This window comes from Pseudomonas sp. ICMP22404 (assembly GCF_006227205.1).
Lineage (GTDB): Bacteria > Pseudomonadota > Gammaproteobacteria > Pseudomonadales > Pseudomonadaceae > Aquipseudomonas.
Genome location: NZ_VCNG01000001.1, coordinates 567,812 through 590,994, shown reverse-complemented (window position 1 = coordinate 590,994; position 23,183 = coordinate 567,812). Strand labels below are relative to the sequence as shown.

18 protein-coding genes are annotated in these 23,183 nt (G+C 60.9%); 9 read left to right on the top strand and 9 right to left on the bottom strand.

Translation table 11 applies throughout. The features are described 5' to 3' along the window. The first annotated feature begins 10 nt into the window (after positions 1-10). Positions 11-976, top strand: coding sequence for a GTP-binding protein (locus tag FGE05_RS02705; RefSeq protein ID WP_139641329.1), 966 nt, complete (start codon positions 11-13; stop codon positions 974-976). Between the two features lie 12 nt (positions 977-988). Here the strand turns inward: FGE05_RS02705 and FGE05_RS02700 are convergent, their stop codons facing one another. Beyond that, positions 989-1,411, bottom strand: coding sequence for a DUF3301 domain-containing protein (locus FGE05_RS02700; RefSeq protein ID WP_139641327.1), 423 nt, complete (start codon positions 1,409-1,411; stop codon positions 989-991). A gap of 120 nt (positions 1,412-1,531) precedes the next feature. Between FGE05_RS02700 and pdxY the strand changes: the two genes are divergently transcribed. Then, the gene (gene pdxY / locus FGE05_RS02695; RefSeq protein WP_139641325.1) at positions 1,532-2,404 is read left to right on the top strand and encodes a pyridoxal kinase PdxY; all 873 of its coding nucleotides are present in this window, start codon (positions 1,532-1,534) and stop codon (positions 2,402-2,404) included. A gap of 97 nt (positions 2,405-2,501) precedes the next feature. On the opposite strand, the gene FGE05_RS02690 is transcribed toward pdxY, so the two are convergent. Next, a complete protein-coding gene (locus FGE05_RS02690) occupies positions 2,502-2,987 on the bottom strand; it encodes an acyl-CoA thioesterase (RefSeq protein ID WP_003187124.1) in 486 nt (161 codons plus the stop codon). A gap of 277 nt (positions 2,988-3,264) precedes the next feature. Here FGE05_RS02690 and FGE05_RS02685 point away from each other — a divergent pair, with 277 nt between their 5' ends. Then, a complete protein-coding gene (locus tag FGE05_RS02685) occupies positions 3,265-5,028 on the top strand; it encodes a cation:proton antiporter (protein WP_139641323.1) in 1,764 nt (587 codons plus the stop codon). Positions 5,029-5,041: 13 nt separating this feature from the next. Here FGE05_RS02685 and FGE05_RS02680 read toward each other — a convergent pair whose 3' ends face one another. The 3 genes from FGE05_RS02680 to uvrD all read right to left on the bottom strand — a co-directional run bounded on the left by FGE05_RS02680 (position 5,042) and on the right by uvrD (position 8,956). Further along, positions 5,042-5,449 (bottom strand): SMI1/KNR4 family protein, encoded by a 408-nt coding sequence (locus tag FGE05_RS02680; protein WP_041023443.1) that lies wholly within the window; start codon positions 5,447-5,449, stop codon positions 5,042-5,044. Positions 5,450-5,589: 140 nt separating this feature from the next. Continuing rightward, positions 5,590-6,462, bottom strand: coding sequence for a Tim44 domain-containing protein (locus FGE05_RS02675; RefSeq protein ID WP_139641321.1), 873 nt, complete (start codon positions 6,460-6,462; stop codon positions 5,590-5,592). 310 nt (positions 6,463-6,772) lie between these two features. Beyond that, positions 6,773-8,956, bottom strand: a complete 2,184-nt coding sequence (gene uvrD, locus FGE05_RS02670) for a DNA helicase II (RefSeq protein WP_139641319.1) — start codon at positions 8,954-8,956, stop codon at positions 6,773-6,775. A gap of 253 nt (positions 8,957-9,209) precedes the next feature. Between uvrD and FGE05_RS02665 the strand changes: the two genes are divergently transcribed. The 3 genes from FGE05_RS02665 to FGE05_RS02655 all read left to right on the top strand — a co-directional run bounded on the left by FGE05_RS02665 (position 9,210) and on the right by FGE05_RS02655 (position 13,435). Next, positions 9,210-12,083, top strand: coding sequence for a bifunctional diguanylate cyclase/phosphodiesterase (locus FGE05_RS02665; protein ID WP_139641317.1), 2,874 nt, complete (start codon positions 9,210-9,212; stop codon positions 12,081-12,083). A gap of 140 nt (positions 12,084-12,223) precedes the next feature. Next, positions 12,224-13,090 (top strand): transcriptional regulator HexR, encoded by an 867-nt coding sequence (gene hexR, locus FGE05_RS02660; protein WP_003187110.1) that lies wholly within the window; start codon positions 12,224-12,226, stop codon positions 13,088-13,090. Positions 13,091-13,225: 135 nt separating this feature from the next. Next, entirely contained in the window at positions 13,226-13,435 is a 210-nt protein-coding gene (locus tag FGE05_RS02655) for a PA3496 family putative envelope integrity protein (protein WP_024777835.1), read from the top strand. On the opposite strand, the gene FGE05_RS02650 is transcribed toward FGE05_RS02655, so the two are convergent. Then, on the bottom strand, positions 13,377-14,339 hold the full coding sequence (locus tag FGE05_RS02650; protein ID WP_139641315.1) for a LysR family transcriptional regulator: 963 nt from the start codon (positions 14,337-14,339) through the stop codon (positions 13,377-13,379). The genes FGE05_RS02655 and FGE05_RS02650 overlap by 59 nt on opposite strands. Positions 14,340-14,526: 187 nt before the next feature. On the opposite strand from FGE05_RS02650, the gene FGE05_RS02645 reads away from it, so the two are divergent. Then, a complete protein-coding gene (locus FGE05_RS02645; RefSeq protein WP_024777837.1) occupies positions 14,527-15,942 on the top strand; it encodes an acetyl-CoA carboxylase biotin carboxylase subunit in 1,416 nt (471 codons plus the stop codon). 12 nt (positions 15,943-15,954) lie between these two features. Next, positions 15,955-17,763, top strand: coding sequence for a sodium-extruding oxaloacetate decarboxylase subunit alpha (oadA, locus tag FGE05_RS02640; protein WP_139641313.1), 1,809 nt, complete (start codon positions 15,955-15,957; stop codon positions 17,761-17,763). 207 nt (positions 17,764-17,970) lie between these two features. Here the strand turns inward: oadA and FGE05_RS02630 are convergent, their stop codons facing one another. The 3 genes from FGE05_RS02630 to FGE05_RS02620 form a co-directional block, all read right to left on the bottom strand. After that, entirely contained in the window at positions 17,971-20,127 is a 2,157-nt protein-coding gene (locus FGE05_RS02630; RefSeq protein ID WP_139641309.1) for an autotransporter domain-containing protein, read from the bottom strand. Between the two features lie 208 nt (positions 20,128-20,335). Continuing rightward, the gene (locus FGE05_RS02625) at positions 20,336-21,172 is read right to left on the bottom strand and encodes an amino acid ABC transporter permease (protein ID WP_139641307.1); all 837 of its coding nucleotides are present in this window, start codon (positions 21,170-21,172) and stop codon (positions 20,336-20,338) included. Then, on the bottom strand, positions 21,169-21,990 hold the full coding sequence (locus FGE05_RS02620; RefSeq protein ID WP_139641305.1) for an ABC transporter substrate-binding protein: 822 nt from the start codon (positions 21,988-21,990) through the stop codon (positions 21,169-21,171). The genes FGE05_RS02625 and FGE05_RS02620 overlap by 4 nt, the downstream gene beginning before the upstream one ends. Positions 21,991-22,103: 113 nt before the next feature. On the opposite strand from FGE05_RS02620, the gene FGE05_RS02615 reads away from it, so the two are divergent. Next, positions 22,104-23,003 (top strand): homocysteine S-methyltransferase family protein, encoded by a 900-nt coding sequence (locus FGE05_RS02615; protein ID WP_139641304.1) that lies wholly within the window; start codon positions 22,104-22,106, stop codon positions 23,001-23,003. The last annotated feature ends 180 nt before the right edge of the window (positions 23,004-23,183 follow it).

Below are 23,183 nucleotides of genomic sequence, written 5' to 3'. Positions count from 1 at the left end.
GTCGCCGATTATGTTGCAGAACATCCCCACCCATGTCATTGCCGGTTCCTTGGGCGCCGGCAAGACCAGCCTGATCAGGCAACTGCTGGCCCAGCGTCCGGCCGATGAGCGCTGGGCAGTGCTGATCAATGAGTTTGGCCAGATCGGCCTGGATGCCGCCTTGCTGACTCAGGAGGCCGATGGTATCGCACTGGGCGAGGTGGCCGGGGGCTGCCTGTGCTGCGTCAATGGTGCGCCGTTCCAGATCGGCCTCGGCCGTCTACTGCGCAAGGCACGACCGGACCGGCTGTTTATCGAGCCGTCCGGCCTGGGTCATCCTGCGCAACTGCTGCGGCAACTCCAGCTGGCGCCGTGGCTTGGCGTTCTGGCGGTCCAGCCCTGCGTAATGGTCCTGGATGCCCAGGCGCTGGCCCAGGGCAGACCTTTGCCCGAGGCGCAGCAGCAAGCGCTGGCCGATGCCGGACTGCTGGTGATGAACAAGTCCGAAGGCCTCAGTGAAACCGACCGCGCTCGAATCGCCGCCCAGCTACCGCCTCTTACGCAGCACTGGACGCAACAGGCTGCATTGCCCCTCGACAGGCTGCCGGGGTTTGGTGTGCAGGGAAGTGGGGCTGTGGATAACTTGAATCTGCCAAGGGATGTGGGCCAGATGCCGACGATCTGGAGTGATCCGACGTTGCCGATTTGCCTGCATCAACAGCAGGAAGAGGGCTGGAGCATCGGCTGGCGTTGGCACCCGAGCCAGCGCTTCGATCCGACGGCCCTGACGGAATGGCTGCAAGGCGGAAACTGGACACGGGCGAAACTGGTTATCCACAGCGTCGATGGCTGGGTGTCGGCCAATGCACTGGATAAGGGAGCGCTGACCTGGCAAACCAGCGAGTGGCGCCAGGATTCGCGGCTAGAACTGATTTTCGGTCAGCCGCAAGACGTTGACGCGTTGCAAGCCGGCCTGGCGAACTGTCGGCGATTCTGAGTCAGACCCGTTTCAAGGCTTCCACTTATTGTGTTCCTGGCGCCATTGACTCAACTCGATAACCTCGGCCCGAGGCCTGGTCTGGATCGGTTCAATCGGCGCTTCGGGTGCTTCTTCGAAGGGCATCGGATACGGCGCGAGTTCGATTTGCGCGCTGTGGGCACCGAACTGGGTAATGGTGCCCGCATGACGGGACTCCCCCGTGACGGTGAACTCGAAATTGTAGACACGGGCCAGCCTGCGCCGCCCACTGCCATCCTTCACGAAACCGATTTTCTTCAGCGCTACGTTGCCGTCCAACAGCTCGATCTTGAGGTTGGCGCAATGCTGCACGACCCTCGCCAGGGCCCGTTCGCGCAAGCCATGGTTGTGCCACAACCAGGCGCCGCCGGTGGCCAGCAGCATCAGCACGAAAATGTTTCCAAGAGTCAGCATGAACGAAGTGCTCCCACAAGTTGCTATCAGCTTAACTGTGTCGCCGGTCTGTCGTACAGGCTGCGTTTAGTCGCATACTGCGCGGCTTGAATTTCAATCGTTTTACGGAAACCTCTCCCCATGAAACGGACGCCCCATCTGCTTGCCATCCAGTCCCACGTGGTATTCGGCCACGCAGGCAACAGCGCTGCGGTATTTCCCATGCAGCGTGTCGGCGTGAATGTCTGGCCGCTCAATACCGTGCAATTTTCCAATCACACCCAGTACGGCCAATGGGCCGGCGAGGTGCTTGCGCCGCAGCAGATACCGGCATTGGTCGAAGGCATCGCGGCGATTGGCGAGCTGGGCAATTGCGACGGGGTGCTGTCCGGTTATCTGGGCAGTGCCGCTCAGGGGCGGGCGATTCTGACGGGCGTGGCTCGGATCAAGGCTTCTAACCCCAAGGCGTTGTATCTGTGCGATCCGGTCATGGGGCACCCGGAGAAAGGCTGTATCGTGGCGCCCGAGGTCAGTGAGTTCCTGTTGGATGAAGCGGCAGCCGTGGCTGACCTCATGTGCCCGAATCAACTGGAGCTGGACAGTTTCTCGGGGCGCAAGGCGCAGTCGCTGTTCGACTGCCTCGCCATGGCTCGCGCGCTCATGGCACGCGGACCGAAGGCTGTCCTGGTCAAACACCTGGCCTACCCCGGCAAGCCCGAAGATCGCTTCGAAATGCTGCTGGTGACTGCCGATGGCAGTTGGCACCTGAGCCGTCCTCTACTGGCTTTCCCTCGCCAGCCCGTGGGCGTGGGTGACCTGACGTCGGGGCTGTTCCTGGCGCGGGTCCTGCTGGGAGACAACCTGGTGGCGGCCTTCGAATTCACCGCGGCTGCGGTGCATGAGGTGCTGTTGGAAACCCAGGCGTGCGCCAGCTATGAGTTGGAGCTGGTCCGTGCCCAGGACCGGATCGCACATCCGCGGGTACGGTTCGAGGCGGTGCCGATCAGTCTTTGATCCATACCGGCCCCTTCGCGAGCAGGCTCGCTCCCCACCGTTGACCGAGTAGGTTCAGATACTGTGGGAGCGAGCCTGCTCGCGAAGGGCGCAATGGTTAAGGCCCGTCCGCCTTGATCTCCTGATAACGCTTTTCCAGTTCCTGACGGATCTGCCGGCGCTGCTGCGCTTGCTCGTAGCGGCGTTTTGCTTCGCTGTTCTGCGGTTGCAAGGGCGGGACTGCCGCGGGTTTACGCTGGTCATCCACCGCCACCATGGTGAAGAAGCAACTGTTGGTGTGGCGCACCGAGCGTTCGCGAATGTTTTCGGTCACGACCTTGATGCCCACTTCCATCGACGTGTTGCCGGTGTAGTTCACCGACGCCAGGAAGGTCACCAGTTCGCCGACATGAATCGGTTCGCGAAAGATCACCTGGTCCACTGACAAGGTCACTACGTAGCGTCCCGCATAACGGCTGGCACAGGCATAGGCGACTTCGTCGAGGTATTTGAGCAAGGTGCCGCCATGGACATTGCCAGAGAAGTTGGCCATATCGGGGGTCATCAACACCGTCATCGACAGTTGGGCGTTTCCGGGTTCCATAACGTACTCACGGTTCAAGGCAGCAATTCAGGGAGTGCACCTCTGCGGGCGCTGGTCGCTGGCCCATAGGCCATCAGGTTTATCAAAACCATCGATATCGGGACGCTGCGCCTGTGCCTGCCGTCACGCGCCGATGGATCTGTTTCCATATATTGCACCGTCTTTTTGTCGGAAGTCGCGGTGTTAACCTGCAAAAGCCCATTGCATGGGCATTTCCTACAAAGGAAGCGGACTTATCCAGCTTGGCGATGAGTCATTTGATCAGGGAGCCCGACCGATGCATGCCATCAATTTCATTCAAGACCTGGCAATCATCATGATGGCAGCCGGATTGGTAACCGTGCTCTTCCATCGTTTCAAGCAACCGGTGGTATTGGGCTACATCGTTGCCGGTTTCCTCATCGGCCCCCATACGCCGCCGTTCGGTTTCATCCATGACGAAGACACCATCAAGACCCTCGCCGAGCTGGGCGTGATCTTCCTCATGTTCTGCCTGGGCCTGGAGTTCAGCCTGCGCAAGCTGTTCAAGGTCGGCGCCACGGCCTTCATCGCGGCGTTCCTCGAAATCGTGCTGATGATCTGGATCGGCTATGAGATCGGTCGCTGGTTCGACTGGAATACCATGGACTCGCTGTTCCTGGGCGCGATCCTGGCCATTTCCTCGACTACGATCATCGTCAAGGCGCTCAACGACCTGAAGATGAAGAACGAACGCTTCGCGCAGCTGATTTTCGGCGTGCTGATCGTTGAAGACATCCTGGGCATCGGCATCATCGCCTTGTTATCAAGCATCGCTGTCAGCGGGACGGTGAGTTCCGGCGAAGTATTCTCCACCGTCGGCAAACTGTCTTTGTTCATGATCGTCGCACTGGTCGTCGGCATCCTGCTGGTGCCGAGGCTGTTGGCCTACGTGGCGAAGTTCGACAGTAACGAGATGCTGCTGATCACCGTACTGGGCCTGTGTTTCGGCTTCTGCCTGCTGGTGGTGAAACTGGAATACAGCATGGTGCTCGGGGCGTTCCTGATCGGGGCGATCATGGCCGAGTCCCGGCAGTTGCTGAAGATCGAGCGCCTGGTGGAGCCGGTGCGTGATCTGTTCAGTGCGATTTTTTTCGTGGCGATAGGCCTGATGCTCGATCCGGCCATATTGCTGCAATACGCCTGGCCGATTGCCGTGATCACGGCGGCCGTGGTGCTGGGCAAAATGTTGTCCTGCGGTCTCGGCGCCTTTATCGCCGGCAACGATGGACGTACTTCTCTGCGGGTCGGGATGGGGCTTTCGCAGATTGGCGAGTTCTCCTTCATCATCGCCTCATTGGGGATGACGCTGCAGGTCACCAGCGACTTTCTCTACCCGGTGGCGGTCGCCGTCTCGGTGCTGACCACGTTGCTGACGCCGTACCTGATCCGTGCCGCCGATCCGTTGTCTCTTAAATTGGCGACCGTGATGCCGCGACGGCTGACCCGGGTGCTGGGCATGTACGGTGAATGGTTGCGCAGCATCCAGCCTCGCGGCGAAGGCGCGTTGATTGCTTCGATGATCAGGCGAATCCTGCTGCAGGTGGGCATCAACCTGGCACTGGTCATCGCGATTTTTGTGTCGGGCGGGTATTTCGCCGAGCGGATGTCGGTCTATCTGCAAGACTGGATTAGCGACCCGAGCTGGCAGAAAGCGCTGATCTGGGGCGGGGCGCTGCTGTTGTCGCTGCCCTTCCTGATCGCGGCCTATCGCAAGCTCAAGGCGCTGTCGATGCTGCTGGCGGAGATGGGCGTGAAGGCCGAGATGGCCGGTCGTCACACCCAGCGGGTGCGACGGGTGATCGCCGAAGTGATCCCCATCCTCTCGCTGCTGGTGATTTTCCTGCTATTGGCAGCCTTGTCGGCCAGTATCCTGCCGACCAACAAGCTGCTGGTGTTGATTGCCGTGGTAGCGACTGCCGTGGCGGCATTGCTCTGGCGCTGGTTTGTCCGCCTGCATACAAGAATGCAGGTGGCCTTGATGGAAACCCTGGACAACCACAAGGAGTCGTCCGGGCATTGATCCCTGATGCTGATCAGCTTTCCAGCCAGACGTCCCGCGCCCAGTGCCAAACGGACTCCCAGGTTTCTTCGGCAATCAGTTCTTCTTCGGCTTGCCAGAGCACCACGGTACCGTCTTCTTCGACGCAATAATAATCGTCGCCGTCCTGGCAGATCGGAATCAGGCTGCGGTCGACACCCGCATCCCAGGCGGTGGCGGCCACTTCCGGCAGGTAGGTGTGGGAGTTGGGATCGGTAACGGTGACCGGTTCCAGGCTGCCATAGATGACATCGCTGACGGTCAGCAAAAACTCCCTGAAGACGAACGGGATATCGATGAACAACTGCTCTTCGATCTCTACCAGCAAGTCTTCGTCGGGCAACTCCAGTGGAACCGGTACCGGTTCGTTGGCTTCACGCAATTGTTCGATGATTTCTTCCACGTCCGGGTGTCCTCTTTCTCGATGGCGCGGTTTTACATGAGGCGGTTTATACAGTAGCGCGCCATAGATGCAACCGCGAAATAGAAAACCCCGGCTTGAGCCGGGGTTCTCTTATTTCAACAGGCGAAACGCGCAAAGGTTCAACCGTTCTGGCGAATACCTGCCACCAGCCAAGGCTGGTTCTCGCCTTGGGCACGCGCCATGTTCCAGCTTTCGCTGAACGCTTCGCCCTGATCGAAGCGAGAGTCCTTCGACACACCGCTGAAGGTCAGGGTAGCGATGGTCTTGTCGGCGCGATCATCGACACCGTCCAGTTGCACCTGAAGATTGTCGATGTAGGTGGACTGGTAGCCATCACCCAGGTCGGCACGTTCGCGCTTGAGGAACTCCAGCAGTTGCGGGGTCACGAACTCGGCGATCTTGTCCATTTCGTTCGCGTCCCAATGCTGCTGCAGGGAGTGGAAGTGGGTGCGCGCGGCCTCGACGAAGTTCCGTTCGTTGAACCAGGCAGGAGCGTTGATGACCGGGCGGGCGGCCACGGGTGCAGAACCACCGAAAATCGAGCCACCGGCAGGCTGCTGGTTGAACGTTTCACGCTGCATTGGCGCATGGCCGGCCGGAGCGTACTGCTCCTGCTGCTTGCGACGACGGGCGGCAATGAAGCGGAACACCAGGAAGGCGATGACCGCCAGGATCAGGATGTCGAAGATCTGCATGCCCTGGAAACCGCCACCCATGAACATGGAGGCCAGCAGGCCACCGGCGGCGATACCGGCCAGGGGGCCGAGCCAGCGCGAAGCACCGCCGGCCTTGGTGGCTGCGCCCGCGGCACCGGCCGCGCCTGCGGTGGCGGCAGTTGGACCGGCTGCGGAGGACGGTGCCATCTGGCTGGTCTGGTGAGTCGGGGCCGCGCCCGCACTTTTACCACCGCCAAAGCGCTTGGCGGCATTGGCGTCGATGGCCATCGTCAGGCCGATGCACAACGCCATGGCGATGCTCAGAAAACGTTTCATATAAAGGCATTCCCATTTGTGAATAGCACGCGCGCCATGTTGCACAGGTGAACTGTTGCTGGCTAGCGGCAGAGTGTTTCGGGCTTTTGCGTGACAGCTTAGGTTCAGCTTCAGAAGCGCAAGAGGGCCTGTTCGCTTTGGGCTGTAGGAAAGGTGGACAAGTTCTATCGGAAAGCAGCCAGCTGCTGAAAGGTCACTGTGGGGGCGAGCCTGCTCGCGATGGCGTAGTGTCAGTCAACATCAACGTTGTCTGATTCACCGCCATCGCGAGCAGGCTCGCTCCCACATATGAAAGTGTCGAGAAAACCTTCTAGATTGCCTCGAGCTTGGCGTACCCCAGCATCAGCCATTTGCTGCCTTCGCTGAAATTCACCTGCACCCGGGCCTGGGCGCCGGCGCCTTCGAAATTGAGGATCACGCCATCGCCGAATACCGAGTGCCGCACGGCCTGGCCGAGGCTGAAGCCGGTCTCCGGGATGTCGCTGCCGCCGAACAGGCTGCTGGTGCCGTGCTGTTGGCTGCCTCCGAACGGACGGCTGACACTGTTGGACAGGCGCACTTCCTGAATCAGACCCTTCGGCACCTCACGTACGAAGCGCGACACCTTGTTGTAGGTCTCGCTGCCATACAGACGCCGGGTTTCGGCGTAGGTCAGCACCAGGTTCTGCATCGCCCGGGTAATGCCGACATAGGCCAGGCGGCGTTCTTCTTCCAGGCGCCCCGGTTCTTCCAGGCTCATTTTATGAGGGAACAGGCCTTCTTCCATGCCCACCAGGAACACGTAGGGGAATTCCAGGCCCTTGGCGCTGTGCAGGGTCATCAACTGGATGCTGTCTTCATGTTCCTCGGCCTGGGTGTCACCGGCCTCCAGGGAGGCGTGGCCGAGGAAGGCCGCCAGGGGCGACAGGTCCGCGTCTTCTTCGGTGCTCTCGAAGTTACGGGCGGCGCTGACCAGTTCCTCGAGGTTTTCTACCCGGGCCTGGCCTTTCTCGCCTTTTTCCGCTTCGTGATAGGCAATCAGGCCGGACTGCTCGATGACGGTCTGGGTCATCAAGTGCAGTGGCATTTCTGCGCATTTGGCGGCCAGGTCCTCGATGAGGTCCATAAAGGCCTTCAGTGCGCCGGCGGCACGACCGGTCACGCCTTTGTTGTCGACCAGCAGACGCATGGATTCCCACATGGACACATGGCTGTGGCGCGCATGATCGCGGATCGCTTCGACGGTCTTCTCGCCAATGCCCCGGGTCGGTACGTTGATCACTCGCTCCAGGGCTGCGTCGTTGCCGCGGCCTTCGAGCAAGCGCAGGTAGGCCATGGCGTTCTTGATTTCGGCGCGCTCGAAGAAGCGCTGGCCGCCGTAGATGCGGTAAGGGATCCGCTCGCGCAACAACGCTTCTTCCAATACCCGCGACTGGGCGTTGGAGCGGTACAGGATGGCGATGTCACTGCGGGCCAGGCCGGTTTTCAGCGCGCTCTCGATGGTTTCCACCACATAGCGCGCTTCATCGTGTTCGTTGAAGGCGGCATAGAGGTTGATGGCTTCGCCTTCGCCGCCGTCGGTCCACAGCTCCTTGCCCAGGCGCCCGGTGTTGTTGGCGATCAGGGCGTTGGCAGCCTTGAGGATACCGGCCGTGGAGCGGTAATTCTGTTCCAGGCGGATAACTTCGGCGTCAGGAAAATCCGCCGAGTACTGATGGATGTTCTCGATTTTGGCGCCGCGCCAGCCGTAGATCGACTGATCGTCGTCACCCACCACCATCAGGCTGTCGCCGCCTTTGGCCAGCAAGCGCAACCAGGCGTACTGCACGGCGTTGGTGTCCTGGAATTCGTCCACCAACACATGCCGGAAGCGCTTCTGATAGTGCGCCAGCAGCCCTGGATGATCACGCCAAAGGTCGAGTGCCCGCAGCAGCAGTTCGGAAAAATCGATGACCCCGGCGCGCTGGCACGCGGCCTCGTAGGCTTCGTAGATGCTGCGCATGGTCGCCAGGAACAGGTCGCCGCTGGCCTGGATGTGCTGTGGGCGCAGGCCTTCGTCCTTCTGGCCGTTGATGAACCACTGGGCCTGGCGGGCCGGCCAGCGCTGCTCGTCCAGCCCCAGCTCGCGGATCACCCGCTTGACCAGACGTTGCTGGTCGTCGCTGTCCAGGATCTGGAAGGTCTGGCTCAGGCCGGCCTCCTGCCAATGGGCCCGCAACAGGCGGTGTGCCAGGCCGTGGAACGTACCGACCCACATGCCGGCCGGGTTGATGCCCATCAACTGTTCGATGCGGTGGCGCATCTCGGCAGCGGCCTTGTTGGTGAAGGTCACCGACAGGATCGAATGGGGCGAGGCGTTCTCGACCTGGATCAACCAGGCGATACGGTGCACCAGCACCCGGGTTTTACCGGAACCGGCACCGGCCAGGACCAACTGTCTACCCACGGAGGCTGCTACGGCCTGGCGTTGGGCATCGTTGAGGGAGTTCAGCAGAAGAGAGAGATCATCGCGCATCGGCGCATTCTAGGGTGCGGCGGCACCCCGGGCAAACCAAGCTTTACCTCTGCCGATAAAAGACCGATTGGGATGACCGGTCAGTCATGGGTGCAAGCGGCGGCAAAACACGCTTGAAGGGGCTGTCGTCCAATGAAATAGCGACATTTTTAGACATTTTTGTGAGCGGGAGCAGTGTGGGATGGCCTCTGGCTTGTGTATGCTCGGTGCTCGTTTCGGGTTCTCCGTGCCCCTAAGAACAAGAACAGTGCCTATGACCCTCAATTCCGATCTGGCGGGCCCCTGTGTGGAACCGCGGGTCATCTGCAAGCAGTACGCCACGGAGATGGCTGTAGAGCGTACACGGTTGTTGTACCAGGGCTCGCTGCTGCCCACGTTATTCATGCTGGTCAACGGCTTGGTCTGCGCCGGCCTGTTGTGGGAGCCGTCACGCTATTTCCTGGTCAGCGTATGGCTGGTCTGGCTGTTGTCGCTGGTGGCGCTACGGGTGATACAAGTCGCGGCCTTCGATTCGGCGATCCCCAGCCGCCAGGCGCACCCGATCTGGTTGCGCATGTTCCTGCTCGGTTCGGCGATGACTGGCTTGACGCTGGCCGGGGCCGGCATCGCCCTGGTCCCGGCCGACAGCTTCCAGCAACAGGCCTGGGTGTTCGGCCTGATCGGCGCAGCCACGCTGTCGGCCAGTGTTGCCTATGCCGTGAGCCTGCCGGCATTCCTGTCTTTCACCTTGCCCTGCCTGTTGCCGGCCATCGGCTTCCTCTTCTGGGGCGGTGACGAACAGCAGCGCGGATGGGGTTGGCTCGGTCTGGTGGTGCTGGTATCCCTGAGCGTGGTGGCCTGGCAGGTCAATCGATTGATGCAAAGCGGCATGCTGCGACGGTTCCAGAATCAGGCGTTGATCGAGCATCTGCAACAGACGCAAATCCGCAGTGCGCAGCTTAACGGGGCCTTGGGACGGGAGGTCGAACAGCGTCGTCTCGCCGAGGAGCAACTGCGTGCGGCCCAAGTGAGTCTCGAGGCGCGGGTCGCACAGCGCAGTCTCGAACTGGAGGCCGCCAGCCAGGCCTTGAGCAAGAGCGAGGCGCGCCTGGCCCTGGCCCTCAAGGCCAGTGAGTTGGGGTTGTGGGACTGGAACCTGCAGACTGATGAAGTCCATCACACCCAGCTCAAGGAATTGCTGGGTCTGGAGCCGGAATACATCACGGCGATGCTCAGCCACCTCACGCCACGCCTGCACCCCCAAGACCTGCCAGCGCTCAAGCGAGCCCTGGTCGAACACCTCAAGGGCCGTAGCGAGGACTATCAGATCGAGTACCGCATCCGTCACGGTAATGGCCATTGGGTCTGGATCGAAGACCGTGGCCGGGCCGTGGAGCGCAGCGCCAGCGGCCGGGTATTGCGCATGGTGGGCACCCGAAGAAACATCAGCGTCAGTAAAGAGCTGGAACAGCAACGGCAACTGGCGGCGACAGTGTTCGAGGCCGCCAGCGAAGGTATCGTGATCTTCGACCCCCACTATGCGCTGCTCGCCGCCAACCAGGCATTCACTCGGATTACCGGTTTCAATATCGAGGACATGCTGGGACGTAACGTCGTCGACCTGCCGTGCAGCCGCGATGCGCGCCGGCACTATCCCGTGATTCGCCAGGCACTCAAGCAACACGGCACCTGGCAGGGTGAACTGGTGGAAGCGCGGGCCAATGGCGAGTTGTATCCGCAGTGGCTGCAATTGAGCATTGTGCGAGATTTTCGCGGAAGCGTTAGTCATATCGTGGGCTTCTTCGCCGATTTATCGGCCAGGCGCGAATCCGAAGAGCGGATGCGCTATCTCACCCATTACGATGAGTTGACCGGATTGGCGAATCGCTCGTTGTTCCGCGAACGCCTGCAGGAAGCGCAGCAGCGGGTGCGCCAAGGCGGGCGCCGCAGCTTGGCCTTGCTGCATATCGACCTGGATCGCTTCAAGCTGCTCAACGACAGCCTTGGCCACGACATCGCCGACCAGTTGTTGCAGAAAATGGCCCGGCGCCTGATCAATGCGCTGCCGGAGGCCAACACCATCGCGCGGTTGTCCGGCGATGAGTTCGCGGTGCTGTTCGATGCCTATGGCAATCTCTCAAGCCTGGCGCGCATGGCAACCCGCTTGTCCGCCAAGTTGCGGTTGCCACAGACCATTGAAGGTCACGAGCTGGTGGTCAGTGCCTCCATCGGTATCAGTCTGCTGCCCGACAACGCGCGGGATGTTTCCACCCTGGTCAACCAGGCGAACATGGCCATGCAACACGCCAAGCACCTGGGTGGCAACAACTTCCAGTTCTACACCGACAGCCTCCAGGCCAGCACGCTGGAGCGCCTGCAATTGGAGAACCAGCTGCGCAAAGCCCTTGAAGAGCGGCAGCTGAAGGTCTTCTACCAGCCCAAATTGTGCCTGGCGAGCGGTCGTCTGAAGGCGGCGGAAGCGCTGGTGCGCTGGGATCATCCGGCCATGGGGCGGGTGCCGCCGGGGCATTTCATCGGCCTCGCCGAGGAGACCGGACTGATCGGGCCCATTGGCGAATTCGTGCTGCGCCAGGCCTGCTGGCAGGCGTGCGAATGGCAGCGCCAGGGGCTTGCACCGATCCGGGTATCCGTGAATCTGTCGGTGCATCAGTTGCGCCAGGGCAAGCTCGTCAGCCTTGTGCGCCAAGTGCTGGAAGAAACCGGCCTGGCTCCCGAGTACCTGGAGTTGGAGTTGACCGAGAGCCAGTTGCTCGACAGCGTTGAACACATCATCGCCACCTTCCAACAGTTGCGCGACCTTGGGGTCAAGCTGGCGATCGACGACTTCGGCACCGGCTATTCTTCCTTGAGTTACCTCAAGCGTATCCCGGTGGATTACGTGAAGATCGACCAGGCGTTCATCCGCGGGCTGGAGGAGGGGGGCGAGGATGCGGCGATCACCCGGGCAATCATCACCATGGCCCACGGGCTATCGCTCAAGGTGGTGGCCGAAGGTGTCGAGCGGCCGGGACAACTCGAATTCCTGAAAGCCGAGCGTTGCGACGAAGTCCAGGGCTACCTCATCAGCCGTCCCGTCGAGGCAGAAGGCCTGGCCGCGTTGCTGCAGGCCGACGAAGACGGTTTATAGCGCCTGGCTGCTACATGGCGTGCATACAGCATGAAATCGGGATATCGAGTTACGTATTGGGCAGGCAAAAAGGCAATTCCTGTAGTATAACTACAAACTTGCTACATCCCGGCCACCGCCAATAACAAGAGTCCATCCCCTTGAACCTGTTGCAACACATCGCCCAGTCGCGCCACCTGCTGCGCAAATCGGAACTGAAAGTCGCCGATCACGTACTGCTTGATCCCGCGGCCGTGATGCACAGTTCCATGGCTGATCTTGCCCACAGTGTCGGCATCAGCGAACCGACCATCGTGCGCTTCTGTCGCGCCATCGGTTGCTCCGGGTTCCAGGACCTGAAACTCAAGCTGGCGCAGAGCCTGGCGGCCGGTGCGAGCTTCGGCCAGTTTGCGATCCATGAAGACGATTCGGTCGCCGACTACAGCCTGAAGATCTTCGACACCACCCTGCACACCCTCATGGAGGTCCGCGAGAAGCTCGACCCGGTGGCGCTGCAGAAAGCGGTCACGGCCATGTCCCAGGCCCAGCGTGTGGAGTTCTACGGTTTTGGTGCGTCGGGCGCGGTGGCGGCGGATGCGCAGCACAAGTTCTTCCGGCTGTTGCTCACGGCGGCTGCCTATTCCGATCCGCACATGCAGGCCATGTCGGCGGTCACCCTGAAGCCCACCGATGTGGCGATCTGCATTTCCCAGTCGGGGCGCTCCAAGGATCTGTTGATCACTGCCAACCTGGTTCGCGAAAGCGGCGCCTCGTTGATTACCCTGTGTCCGAGCCAGACGCCATTGGCCGAACTCTCGACGGTAAACCTGGCCATCGACGTGCATGAAGACACCGAGATCTACACGCCGCTGACCTCGCGCATCGCTCACCTGGTGGTGATCGATGTGCTGGCGATGGGCGTTGCCATGGCCCGTGGGCCGAGTCTGGTCAACCACCTCAAGAGCGTCAAGCGCAGCCTTCGCAGCCTGCGGCTGTCGCCCAAGTCGGTGAAGGCGTTGGATGATTAGAAGCTGCAAGGTACGAGCCTCAAGCTGCAAGAGGCCACTAGTCGCAACATTCATCGATCTGTAACCCCTGCGCCGCTAAATCGTCATCCCGTATTGTCATCGTAAAACTCCCGTATACGTCTTGGGAGTCTCGACATGACCCAGTCCTACGAAGAACGCAGCGCCGTCAAAACCCGTCGTCAACAGGAAGACCAGCGCCGCATGGCGTTTCGTCGTGCGATCGAAGACCGTTATGAGCAGCGCCAGCTCCTGGCGGAAATCAGCGAATATCCTGACGTCACAGAATTCAATTACTGGCAGGCGACGCCGGCGGCTTCCCGTCGAAACGCTCAACCAGGCCAATGATCTGAGCGCGTTCGCCGCGCACAAACGCCAGGAAGGCGTGGGCCACTGGCGACAGTCGTTTCGCCCTGGCCTGTACCAGGCACCAACTGCGGTACAGCGGCAGTTCCTCGACCGGCAGCTCGATGAGTGCGCCGGACGACAGCTCCCGGCTCACGGCGTGGCGCGTCAACAATGCCACGCCCAGGCCGGCCACCACGCATTCGCGTTGGGCCTCCGCGGACGCCACCTCCAGTGTCTGGGTGAAATGCACCCGTTTCTCCTTGAAATACTCCTCGCAGGCCAGCCGCGTGCCTGATCCCGGCTCGCGCAGCAGCAACGTATACGGCTCCAGATCCTGCAAGCGCAGCGGGCCCATGTGACACAACGGATGATCCGGCGGCGCCACGGCCACGATCGGATTGTTGAGGAATGGCAGGAACTCCAACCCCATGTCCTGAGGGACCATGGACATGATCACCAAGTCGTCCCGGTTGTCCGAGAGCCGGCGAATGACTTGTCCGCGATTGACCACCGTGAGGCTCAGGTTGACCTCCGGGTGCTGGCGCTTGAACGCGGCAAACAGGTGCGGCACGAAATATTTGGCGCTGGACTCCACCGCCAGCTTCAGTTGACCTTGCAGCGAGCCCTGCATGTCCGAAAGCTGCATGTCGAGGTTTTCCAGGCGTCCGAAGATGTCCCGGCTGGCGCGTTGCAGGGCTTCGGCGGCTTCGGTCATGTAGAGTTTTTTGCCAACGTACTCAAACAGCGGTTGGCCAATCAGCTCTTCCAGGGATCGAATCTGTAGGCTAACGGCCGGCTGAGTGAGAGACATTTCATCGGCTGCGCGGCTGTAGGACCTCAGGTCGCACACCTCGTTGAAAATCTGAAGTTGACGCAATGTCATACGCATCAATGACTTACGCATTTTCTAGCCACTCTGGTCCACGACGGGTAGGTCAACTATAAGTCTTCCCTTATGCCTGACCCAATAAATATTCATTTTTGTTAATCAACGGCCGGGACTAGTGTGGTGCTGCGACCGATTGTTACATCTGGTCACGCGTCGGCCTGAACCTCAGGCCGTGGTATCACCGGCTCAAGGGAACCTCCAATTGATAAAAAAGATCCTGATCGCCAACCGTGGTGAGATTGCCGTCCGCATCGTGCGCGCTTGCGCGGAGATGGGCATTCGCTCGGTCGCGGTCTATTCCGACGCTGATCGCCATGCCCTGCATGTCAAGCGTGCGGACGAGGCCCACAGCATCGGCGCTGACCCGCTGGCCGGCTACCTCAACCCGCGCAAACTGGTGAACCTCGCCGTGGAGACTGGCTGTGATGCCCTGCATCCCGGTTATGGTTTCCTCTCGGAAAACGCCGAACTGGCGGACATCTGCGCCGAACGCGGAATTAAATTCATTGGTCCTGCGGCCGAAGTCATTCGCCGCATGGGCGACAAGACCGAAGCGCGCCGCAGCATGATCAAGGCCGGTGTGCCGGTTACACCGGGCACCGAAGGCAACGTATCGGGCATCGAAGAGGCGTTGGCCGAGGGCGACCGGATCGGTTACCCGGTGATGCTCAAGGCCACGTCCGGCGGCGGCGGTCGGGGTATTCGACGCTGCAACAGCCGTGAAGAACTGGAACAGGCTTTCCCACGGGTCATCTCCGAAGCCACCAAGGCGTTCGGTTCGGCGGAAGTGTTCCTGGAAAAATGCATCGTCAACCCCAAGCACATCGAAGCGCAGATCCTGGGCGACAGTTTCGGCAACGTGGTGCATCTGTTCGAACGGGATTGCTCGATCCAGCGGCGCAACCAGAAGCTGATCGAAATCGCCCCCAGCCCGCAACTGACGCCCGAGCAGCGCGCCTACATCGGCGACCTGTCGGTGCGCGCCGCCAAGGCCGTGGGCTATGAGAACGCTGGCACCGTGGAGTTCCTGCTCGCCGAGGGCGAGGTGTACTTCATGGAGATGAACACCCGGGTGCAGGTGGAACACACCATCACCGAAGAAATCACCGGTATCGACATCGTTCGCGAACAGATCCGCATTGCGTCCGGGCTGCCGTTGTCGGTCAAGCAGGAAGACATCCAGCACCGTGGCTTTGCCTTGCAGTTCCGGATCAACGCCGAGGACCCGAAGAACAACTTCCTGCCCAGCTTCGGCAAGATCACCCGCTACTACGCCCCTGGCGGCCCGGGTGTGCGCACCGATACGGCGATCTATACCGGCTACACCATTCCACCGTTCTACGATTCGATGTGCCTGAAACTGGTGGTCTGGGCGTTGACCTGGGAAGAAGCCATGGACCGAGGCCTGCGTGCCCTGGATGACATGCGCCTGCAGGGGGTCAAGACCACTGCCGCGTACTACCAGGAAATCCTGCGCAACCCGGAATTCCGGAGCGGCCAGTTCAACACCAGCTTCGTCGAAAGCCACCCTGAACTGACCAACTACTCGATCAAGCGCAAACCCGAAGAGCTGGCCCTGGCCATCGCCGCCGCCATTGCCGCCCACGCAGGCCTGTAAGGAAGTATGACCATGTCCAAGAAGATCTTTGTTACCGACACAATCCTGCGCGACGCCCACCAATCGCTGCTCGCCACCCGCATGCGCACCGAAGACATGCTGCCCATCTGCGACAAGCTCGACAAAGTCGGCTACTGGTCGCTGGAAGTCTGGGGCGGCGCGACGTTCGACGCCTGCGTGCGTTTCCTGAAAGAAGACCCGTGGGAGCGCCTGCGCCAGCTGCGCGCCGCGCTGCCCAACACCCGTCTGCAAATGTTGCTGCGCGGCCAGAACCTGTTGGGCTATCGCCATTACAGCGATGATGTGGTCAAGGCGTTCGTGGCCAAGGCCGCGGTCAACGGCATCGATGTTTTCCGCATTTTCGATGCGATGAACGATGTACGTAACCTTCGCGTGGCCATCGAGGCGGTGAAGGCTGCCGGCAAGCATGCCCAGGGCACCATCGCCTACACCACCAGTCCGGTGCACACCATCGACGCTTTCGTGGCCCAGGCCAAGCAGATGGAAGCCATGGGTTGCGATTCGGTGGCGATCAAGGACATGGCCGGCTTGCTGACCCCGTACGCCACTGGCGAACTGGTAAAGGCGTTGAAGGCCGAGCAATCGTTGCCGGTGTTCATCCACTCCCATGACACCGCCGGCCTGGCCGCGATGTGCCAGCTCAAGGCTGTCGAGAACGGCGCCGACCACATCGACACTGCTATCTCCAGCTTTGCCTGGGGCACCAGCCACCCTGGCACCGAATCGATGGTCGCTGCCCTCAAGGGCAGCGAGTTCGATACCGGCCTGGACCTGGAGTTGCTGCAGGAAATCGGCCTGTACTTCTACGCGGTGCGCAAGAAGTACCACCAGTTCGAAAGCCAGTTCACGGCGGTGGACACCCGTGTCCAGGTCAACCAGGTACCCGGCGGGATGATTTCCAACCTGGCCAACCAGTTGAAAGAGCAGGGCGCGCTGAACCGCATGAACGAAGTGCTGGCGGAAATCCCGCGAGTGCGCGAAGACCTCGGCTTCCCGCCATTGGTCACGCCGACCTCGCAGATCGTCGGCACCCAGGCCTTCTTCAACGTGCTGGCCGGCGAGCGCTACAAGACCATCACCAACGAAGTGAAGCTCTACCTGCAAGGCGGCTACGGCAAGGCGCCGGGTGAAGTGAACGAGAAGCTGCGTCGCCAGGCTATCGGTAGCGAAGACGTGATCGACGTGCGCCCGGCTGATCTGCTCAAGCCGGAAATGACCAAGCTGCGCGGCGAAATAGGCGCCTTGGCCAAATCCGAAGAAGACGTGCTGACCTTTGCCATGTTCCCGGATATCGGGCGCAAGTTCCTGGAAGAGCGCGAAGCCGGCACCCTGACTCCGGAAGTGCTGTTGCCGATCCCTGAGGCAGGCAGTGTGGGCTCGGCGGGCGGCGAAGGCGTACCGACCGAGTTCGTCATCGACGTTCATGGCGAAACCTACCGCGTCGACATCACCGGGGTAGGCGTCAAGGCCGAAGGCAAGCGTCATTTCTACCTGTCCATCGATGGCATGCCGGAAGAAGTGGTGTTCGAACCGCTCAATGAATTCGTCAGCGGCGGCAGCAGCAAGCGCAAGCAAGCCTCTGCACCTGGCCACGTCAGCACCACCATGCCGGGCAACATCGTCGATGTGCTGGTCAAGGAAGGCGACGTGGTGAAGGCTGGCCAAGCTGTGCTGATCACCGAAGCCATGAAAATGGAGACCGAAGTACAGGCGGCCATCGCCGGCAAGGTCACCGCCATTCATGTGGCCAAGGGCGACCGGGTCAATCCGGGCGAGATCCTGATCGAGATCGAAGGCTGAGCTAACAGCCTCGATACAACGCTTTAACCTCGGGGGGGCATGTGCTCCCCTTTTTTTTTTGCGCAAATGCCTGCCCCACACCAAACCTCTGTGGGAGCGAGCCTGCTCGCGATAGCGATGTACCAGCCGCCATCGATACTGGCTGACCTGACGTCATCGCGAGCAGGCTCGCTCCCACAAGACTTTCCACAGCCTCTCCTTAGGCGATCAGAACATCATCCGCCAGTGGCCCATCAGCGCCTGGTTACGATTGTCGTTGCCTGTTTCACCGCTATAGCCCAGTCCCAGCGTATGCCAGGCTGAAACAGCCAGGTCCAACCCCGCTTCGACGAGCAAGCTGTCGCGGTCCAGCTCGGTGCCTTCCACCCGATAGGTACTGCCGCCGCTCACCAGGCCCTGGCGAGAACGGCCGGTGACGTCGCCGTAGAGGTGTTTCCAGCCGACATTCAGGCGAGGAGTCCATTGCATACCGCGATCCAGGGCAAAAGGCCGGGCGAGGCGCAGGCCCAAGTGGCTGCTGTAAGCGTCCTGGGTCTGGCCATGGACTTTCAACGCCGCGTTCCCGCCTTTTTCCTGATAGCGGTCACGTTGATAACGTTGGTAACCCAGATGGGCATAGGGCTCGACCTCGACATGAGCGAGGTCGAAGCGGTAGCCCATCTGTCCAAAGACCTGTTGCGTGTTGGCATCGTAACGACCCTTGAGGCGATCACTGAAACCATTGAAGGCCACGTGACGTTTGGTACTGCCGTCATGGTCGCCATGAACGGCGCCCAGCCGCAGCGCCAGCGGGCCATCCTGGCGCAGGGCGTATGCACCCAGGTACCAACTGTCGAGTCCGCCGTCGAAGCGGTGGCCGTCCAGCCGCGTCTGCGTCTTGCTGGCGATTATGCCCAGGCGCCATTCAGGGCTGACCGTCCAATCGGTCCCCAGCATCAGCCCCGTTGTTGAATGCTTGAGGGCATCGCTTCCCCATTGCCTACCGACAACGCCATTGTTGCCGATGGCCTGGACCCAGACCTGACCGTCGACAGGCTCGCTCTGCGGTTTTCTCCGGGCCATGACCGAGAGCATCCCGGTGCTGATCGGAGCGCTGCTGCTCAAGGTAGCGTTGGCGAGGTTGGCGGTGTCGTAACCCGTGAGCTGGTCGATAGCGTCGGCAGCCGTGAATATGTTGGTGCCCAGTAAAGCGTTGATGGCGGCGTTGGGCTTTGCGGCGGGTTGGGCGGCTGGCAGCGGAGCGGCAGGCGCTTGCGCAACGGCCGCAGTTCTCGCTGGCTCGGAAGCTTTGGGTGCTGGGGCTACAGCAGGCGCTTGCACATCGGGTGGCGCAACCGATTCAACCGGCTGTGGCTCGTCGATGTGGGCTGCGAATTCGCGCGCGTTTTTGGTAGCCGCTAGCGACTCAATCGGAACCTCGTTCCGGGCATAGGTTAGATTGACCTGTGTCTCCAGGTAACGGGGCGTCGCAGTCATGAATGCGAGTTCGCTGATGACCTGTCCGAATTCGCCTTCGACCCTGGATGCGTTGATAACGGTATGTTCGTTTGTACCGACATATTCGCCCGGGGCGGCGTTGATTTTCAGCGTGGCGTTATCCAGGGTCGCGATTCCCCCGACCGTGATCGTGGCACTGCCTCCCTGGGCGTTGACGCCGTAGACGAGCTCAGCACCTTGCGCCAGCCTGAAGTCCTTGGCAATGAAAGGCGCACCCATTGCCGGACCGACTTCCAACAGTCCTGCCACATCGAGGCTCTCCACCGTTCCGCTGCCGCTGAACCGGGCTGTTTCCGCCACAACGACAGTCCCAGCGGTGCCCGGGTTCGTCATGTGGGCATTGGGCCCGACAAATACGCTGCTGGTGACAATGCCCTGATTATCGAAGCCGCCCAGAACGTGTACCTCACCACCGAGATGCCCGGTGTTGATCAGCTTGGCTTTCGGCGCAATCAGGCTTCGGCCATCGAAGCCCTGGGCGTTCGACCATTCCCCTCGCTTGACATGCAGGTCCTGGAAATTGCGTACCTCATCCAGCTTGCCCCCTGACACGGTGTCCAACTGCAGGACATTGATTCCGCCTCCGCCGTCGACAAGCCCCATGAGCTTGCCGCGTCCGCTCACGATGACCAGATCGTCGTCGCTGCCCGTTTCCAGCGCGAGCACGGTCTTGGTGACCCTGGTGCGATTTCTCTCCGGTGCACTGGCGAACGCCTTGAGGCGGGCTTGTACCTGGGCGGTGGTTTCTGGGGGTGAGGGCAGGGCGTCATTGACGATTGGCTGAGCCATGGAGACATCGGCGCAACCGAGCATCAGGGCAATCGCCAAGGCAAGGTATTGGAGTGGATATGCGTGTTGGTCTGGCATTGAATGCGGCCTCTCATGAAGGGAGTCCGCACTTTAAAAATTCACTCTGGAGCGCGATGCCGGCTATGGCTGTGCCTCTGGCGAGAGATCGCGACGAAGCCTGTAGTCCGGTCGCGTCTTGAGCAAGGCCTCGTCGCGTCAGCGCTCACGGTACGTGGCGTTGCCCTACATCACTCTCGGAACGGTCCGTTTGACAGCGATGGGGCTGTCAACTGCGCTTGAGGTACGCCTTCCCATAATGCCGCTCCATGCGCGCCTGGATCAGTTCCAGTGCGATGGACATCAGCCAATAGATGATCGCCGCCGTGGTGAGCATTTCGATGTAGCGATAGCTGGAGCGGCCATAGGATTGCGCGAGGAACATCACCTCCCAGACGCCCATCACCGAAATCAGGGAAGAGTCCTTGAGCATGGAGATGAACTGGTTGGTGGTCGGCGGGATGATGGTGCGCATGGCCTGGGGCAGGGTGACGCGCCAGAAGATCACTGTCTCGCTCAGGCCCAGCGCCAGCGAGGCTTCGCGTTGGCCTTGGGGGACGCCGACGATGCCGGCGCGGAAAATTTCGCTCAGGTAAGCGCCGTAGTTCAGCGACAGGGCAATGATCCCGGCGGTGACGGCGCCTGGGACCACCCCCAGTTGCGGCAAGCCCAGGTAGATCAGCAGGATCTGGATCAGCAGTGGCGTGCCACGGAAGAACGACGCATAGAAACTGGCAATGCCGAACGCCACCGCGCTGTTGGACAGTCGTGCCAGGGCGGTGATGAAGCCCAGCAATGACGACGCGACGATCGAACACAGACACAGGAACAGCGTCAGCACCGCGCCCTGCAGAAAGCCGTTGGGTGCCAGGTGCAGGCCGATCAGGTTCGGCAACTTGTCCAGGATGATCGAGAACTTCAGGTCGAAGCCCAGGAAAAAACTCGCGAACAGCGCCAGCATGACCGCCCAGGTCAGGTACAGCCGTGTGCGAAAACCGAAGATTTTCTTCAGGCGCGACTCAGCCACCGGTTGCGGTGGCTGGGAAGGGGATGGAAAAGAGGTCATTGAGTGATGTCGGCGCCGATCCATTTCTGCGAGAGTTTGCTCAAGGTGCCATCTTGTTTCAACTGGGCGAAGACTTCACGCACCTTGCTGTCCCACTGGGCATCGCCCTTTTCGATGGCCACCGAGTTCGGTTCGGAGTACAGCGGCTCGCCGGCCAGTTTGAAGCGTTTGTCTTCGGTCAGGCGCGGTTGCGCGGTCACCAGATTGGTCAGCACCGCGTCCAGGCGTACCCCGGCGCCCAGGCCCAAGTCCTGGAAGGCCACGTTGTCGGTGTCATACGGGGCGATCTGTACGTTCTCGAACGGATAGCTCAGCTGGGTATCCTCGGCGCCTTCGATCACCAGGTTCTTGTTCAGGTAACTCTCGTAGCTGGAGGCACTGGTGAGGCCGACTTTCTTGTCGCTCAAGTCCTTGGCGCCGTGGATCCGGTCGTCCTTGGCGTTGACCACGATGACCGCCGGCGAGGCGTAATACTGCACCGGGAAATCGAACACTTCGGCGCGGGCCTTGCTCGGTGTCATGGAGCAGATGCAGATGTCATAGCGCCCGCTCCAGTGTCCGGCGGCGATCACGTCCCAGGACGGCGTTTCCAGGCGCAGCTTCACACCCAGCTTCTGCGCCACGGCTTTGGCTACGTCCACATCAAACCCGTCGAGCTGGTTCTGATCGTTGAGAAACGAGAAGGGCGGATAGCTTTCCATCAATACGCCGACCAGTTCTTTTTTCTGCTCGACACGGTCCAGCGTGGTACCGGCGAAAGCTTGCGAAGCGGCGGCCAGCAGAGTCAGGCCCAAGGCCATCAATGGTTGAAGTTTCATGTAGGGCCCTGGCTGAAAATACAGGTTGTGGTTAACTGAAGAGTGCGTATTAAATAGTTATAAGAACAACTCCGGTAGTGAGTTATTTTCATAAGCTTATGAGTGAATCGTATATGGGCTCAGCAACGACAGTCATTCTCGACGGCGGCATGGGCCGCGAACTGCAACGCCGTGGCGCGCCGTTCAGGCAGCCCGAATGGTCGGCGTTGGCCCTGAGCGAAGCCCCGCAGGCCGTAGAGGCCGTGCACGCGGCCTATATCGCCAGCGGCGCCAATGTCATCACCAGCAACAGCTATGCTGTCGTACCGTTTCACATTGGCGAAGCGCGCTTCGCCGCCGAAGGCCAGGCCCTGGCAGCGCTGGCCGGCGAACTGGCCCGGCGGGCGGTGCAAGCTTCCGGCAAAGCCGTGCGGGTTGCCGGCTCGCTGCCGCCGCTGTTCGGTTCCTATCGGCCTGATCTGTTCGATGCCTCCCGCGCCAGTGAGCTGTTGTCGCCTCTGGTAACCGGCCTGGCGCCCCATGTCGACCTGTGGCTGGCCGAAACCCAAAGCTCGACGGTGGAAGCGAAGGCGATTCATGCCGGGCTGCCCCAGGACGGCAAGCCGTTCTGGCTGTCGTTCACCCTCAAGGACGAAGACACTGATGAAGTGCCGCGCTTGCGTTCCGGCGAGCCGGTGGCGGAGGCTGCGGCCGTTGCGGCCGAACTGGGCGTCGAGGCGCTGCTGTTCAACTGCAGCCAGCCGGAGGTGATCGGTGCTGCGATCGATGCTGCCCGGCAAACCTTCGAGCGCCTGGGGGTGAAGATCGACATCGGCGCCTACGCCAACGCCTTCCCGCCGCAACCCAAAGAGGCGACCGCCAACGACGGGCTGGATCCGCTGCGTGAAGACCTCGATCCACCGGGCTACCTTCAATGGGCGGCGGACTGGCAGAAACGTGGGGCCAGTCACCTGGGTGGTTGCTGCGGAATCGGCCCGGAGCATATTGCGGTGCTGGCGCAGAAGTTGGTTTGAGCCTTTAGCGAATCATCAGCTGATCGATTGTCATCGCGAGCAGGCTCGCTCCTACAGGGGAAATGCATTCCCAATGTGGGAGCGAGCCTGCTCGCGATAGCGGACTTCAGCTGTCCATAAATATCAGCTTACGTTTCCCTCCCAGTTCCACTGCCCTCTATACATATGTACGTCATCTCG

What these genes read in the sequence shown, in the direction of transcription:
- FGE05_RS02705 (WP_139641329.1), top strand. Translation starts at nt 11, where the DNA reads ATGTTGCAGAACATCCCCACCCATGTCATTGCCGGTTCCTTGGGCGCC.
- FGE05_RS02700 (WP_139641327.1), bottom strand. Translation starts at nt 1,411, where the DNA reads ATGCTGACTCTTGGAAACATTTTCGTGCTGATGCTGCTGGCCACCGGC.
- pdxY (WP_139641325.1), top strand. Translation starts at nt 1,532, where the DNA reads ATGAAACGGACGCCCCATCTGCTTGCCATCCAGTCCCACGTGGTATTC.
- FGE05_RS02690 (WP_003187124.1), bottom strand. Translation starts at nt 2,987, where the DNA reads ATGGAACCCGGAAACGCCCAACTGTCGATGACGGTGTTGATGACCCCC.
- FGE05_RS02685 (WP_139641323.1), top strand. Translation starts at nt 3,265, where the DNA reads ATGCATGCCATCAATTTCATTCAAGACCTGGCAATCATCATGATGGCA.
- FGE05_RS02675 (WP_139641321.1), bottom strand. Translation starts at nt 6,462, where the DNA reads ATGAAACGTTTTCTGAGCATCGCCATGGCGTTGTGCATCGGCCTGACG.
- uvrD (WP_139641319.1), bottom strand. Translation starts at nt 8,956, where the DNA reads ATGCGCGATGATCTCTCTCTTCTGCTGAACTCCCTCAACGATGCCCAA.
- FGE05_RS02665 (WP_139641317.1), top strand. Translation starts at nt 9,210, where the DNA reads ATGACCCTCAATTCCGATCTGGCGGGCCCCTGTGTGGAACCGCGGGTC.
- FGE05_RS02655 (WP_024777835.1), top strand. Translation starts at nt 13,226, where the DNA reads ATGACCCAGTCCTACGAAGAACGCAGCGCCGTCAAAACCCGTCGTCAA.
- FGE05_RS02650 (WP_139641315.1), bottom strand. Translation starts at nt 14,339, where the DNA reads ATGCGTAAGTCATTGATGCGTATGACATTGCGTCAACTTCAGATTTTC.
- oadA (WP_139641313.1), top strand. Translation starts at nt 15,955, where the DNA reads ATGTCCAAGAAGATCTTTGTTACCGACACAATCCTGCGCGACGCCCAC.
- FGE05_RS02630 (WP_139641309.1), bottom strand. Translation starts at nt 20,127, where the DNA reads ATGCCAGACCAACACGCATATCCACTCCAATACCTTGCCTTGGCGATT.
- FGE05_RS02625 (WP_139641307.1), bottom strand. Translation starts at nt 21,172, where the DNA reads ATGACCTCTTTTCCATCCCCTTCCCAGCCACCGCAACCGGTGGCTGAG.
- FGE05_RS02620 (WP_139641305.1), bottom strand. Translation starts at nt 21,990, where the DNA reads ATGAAACTTCAACCATTGATGGCCTTGGGCCTGACTCTGCTGGCCGCC.
- FGE05_RS02615 (WP_139641304.1), top strand. Translation starts at nt 22,104, where the DNA reads ATGGGCTCAGCAACGACAGTCATTCTCGACGGCGGCATGGGCCGCGAA.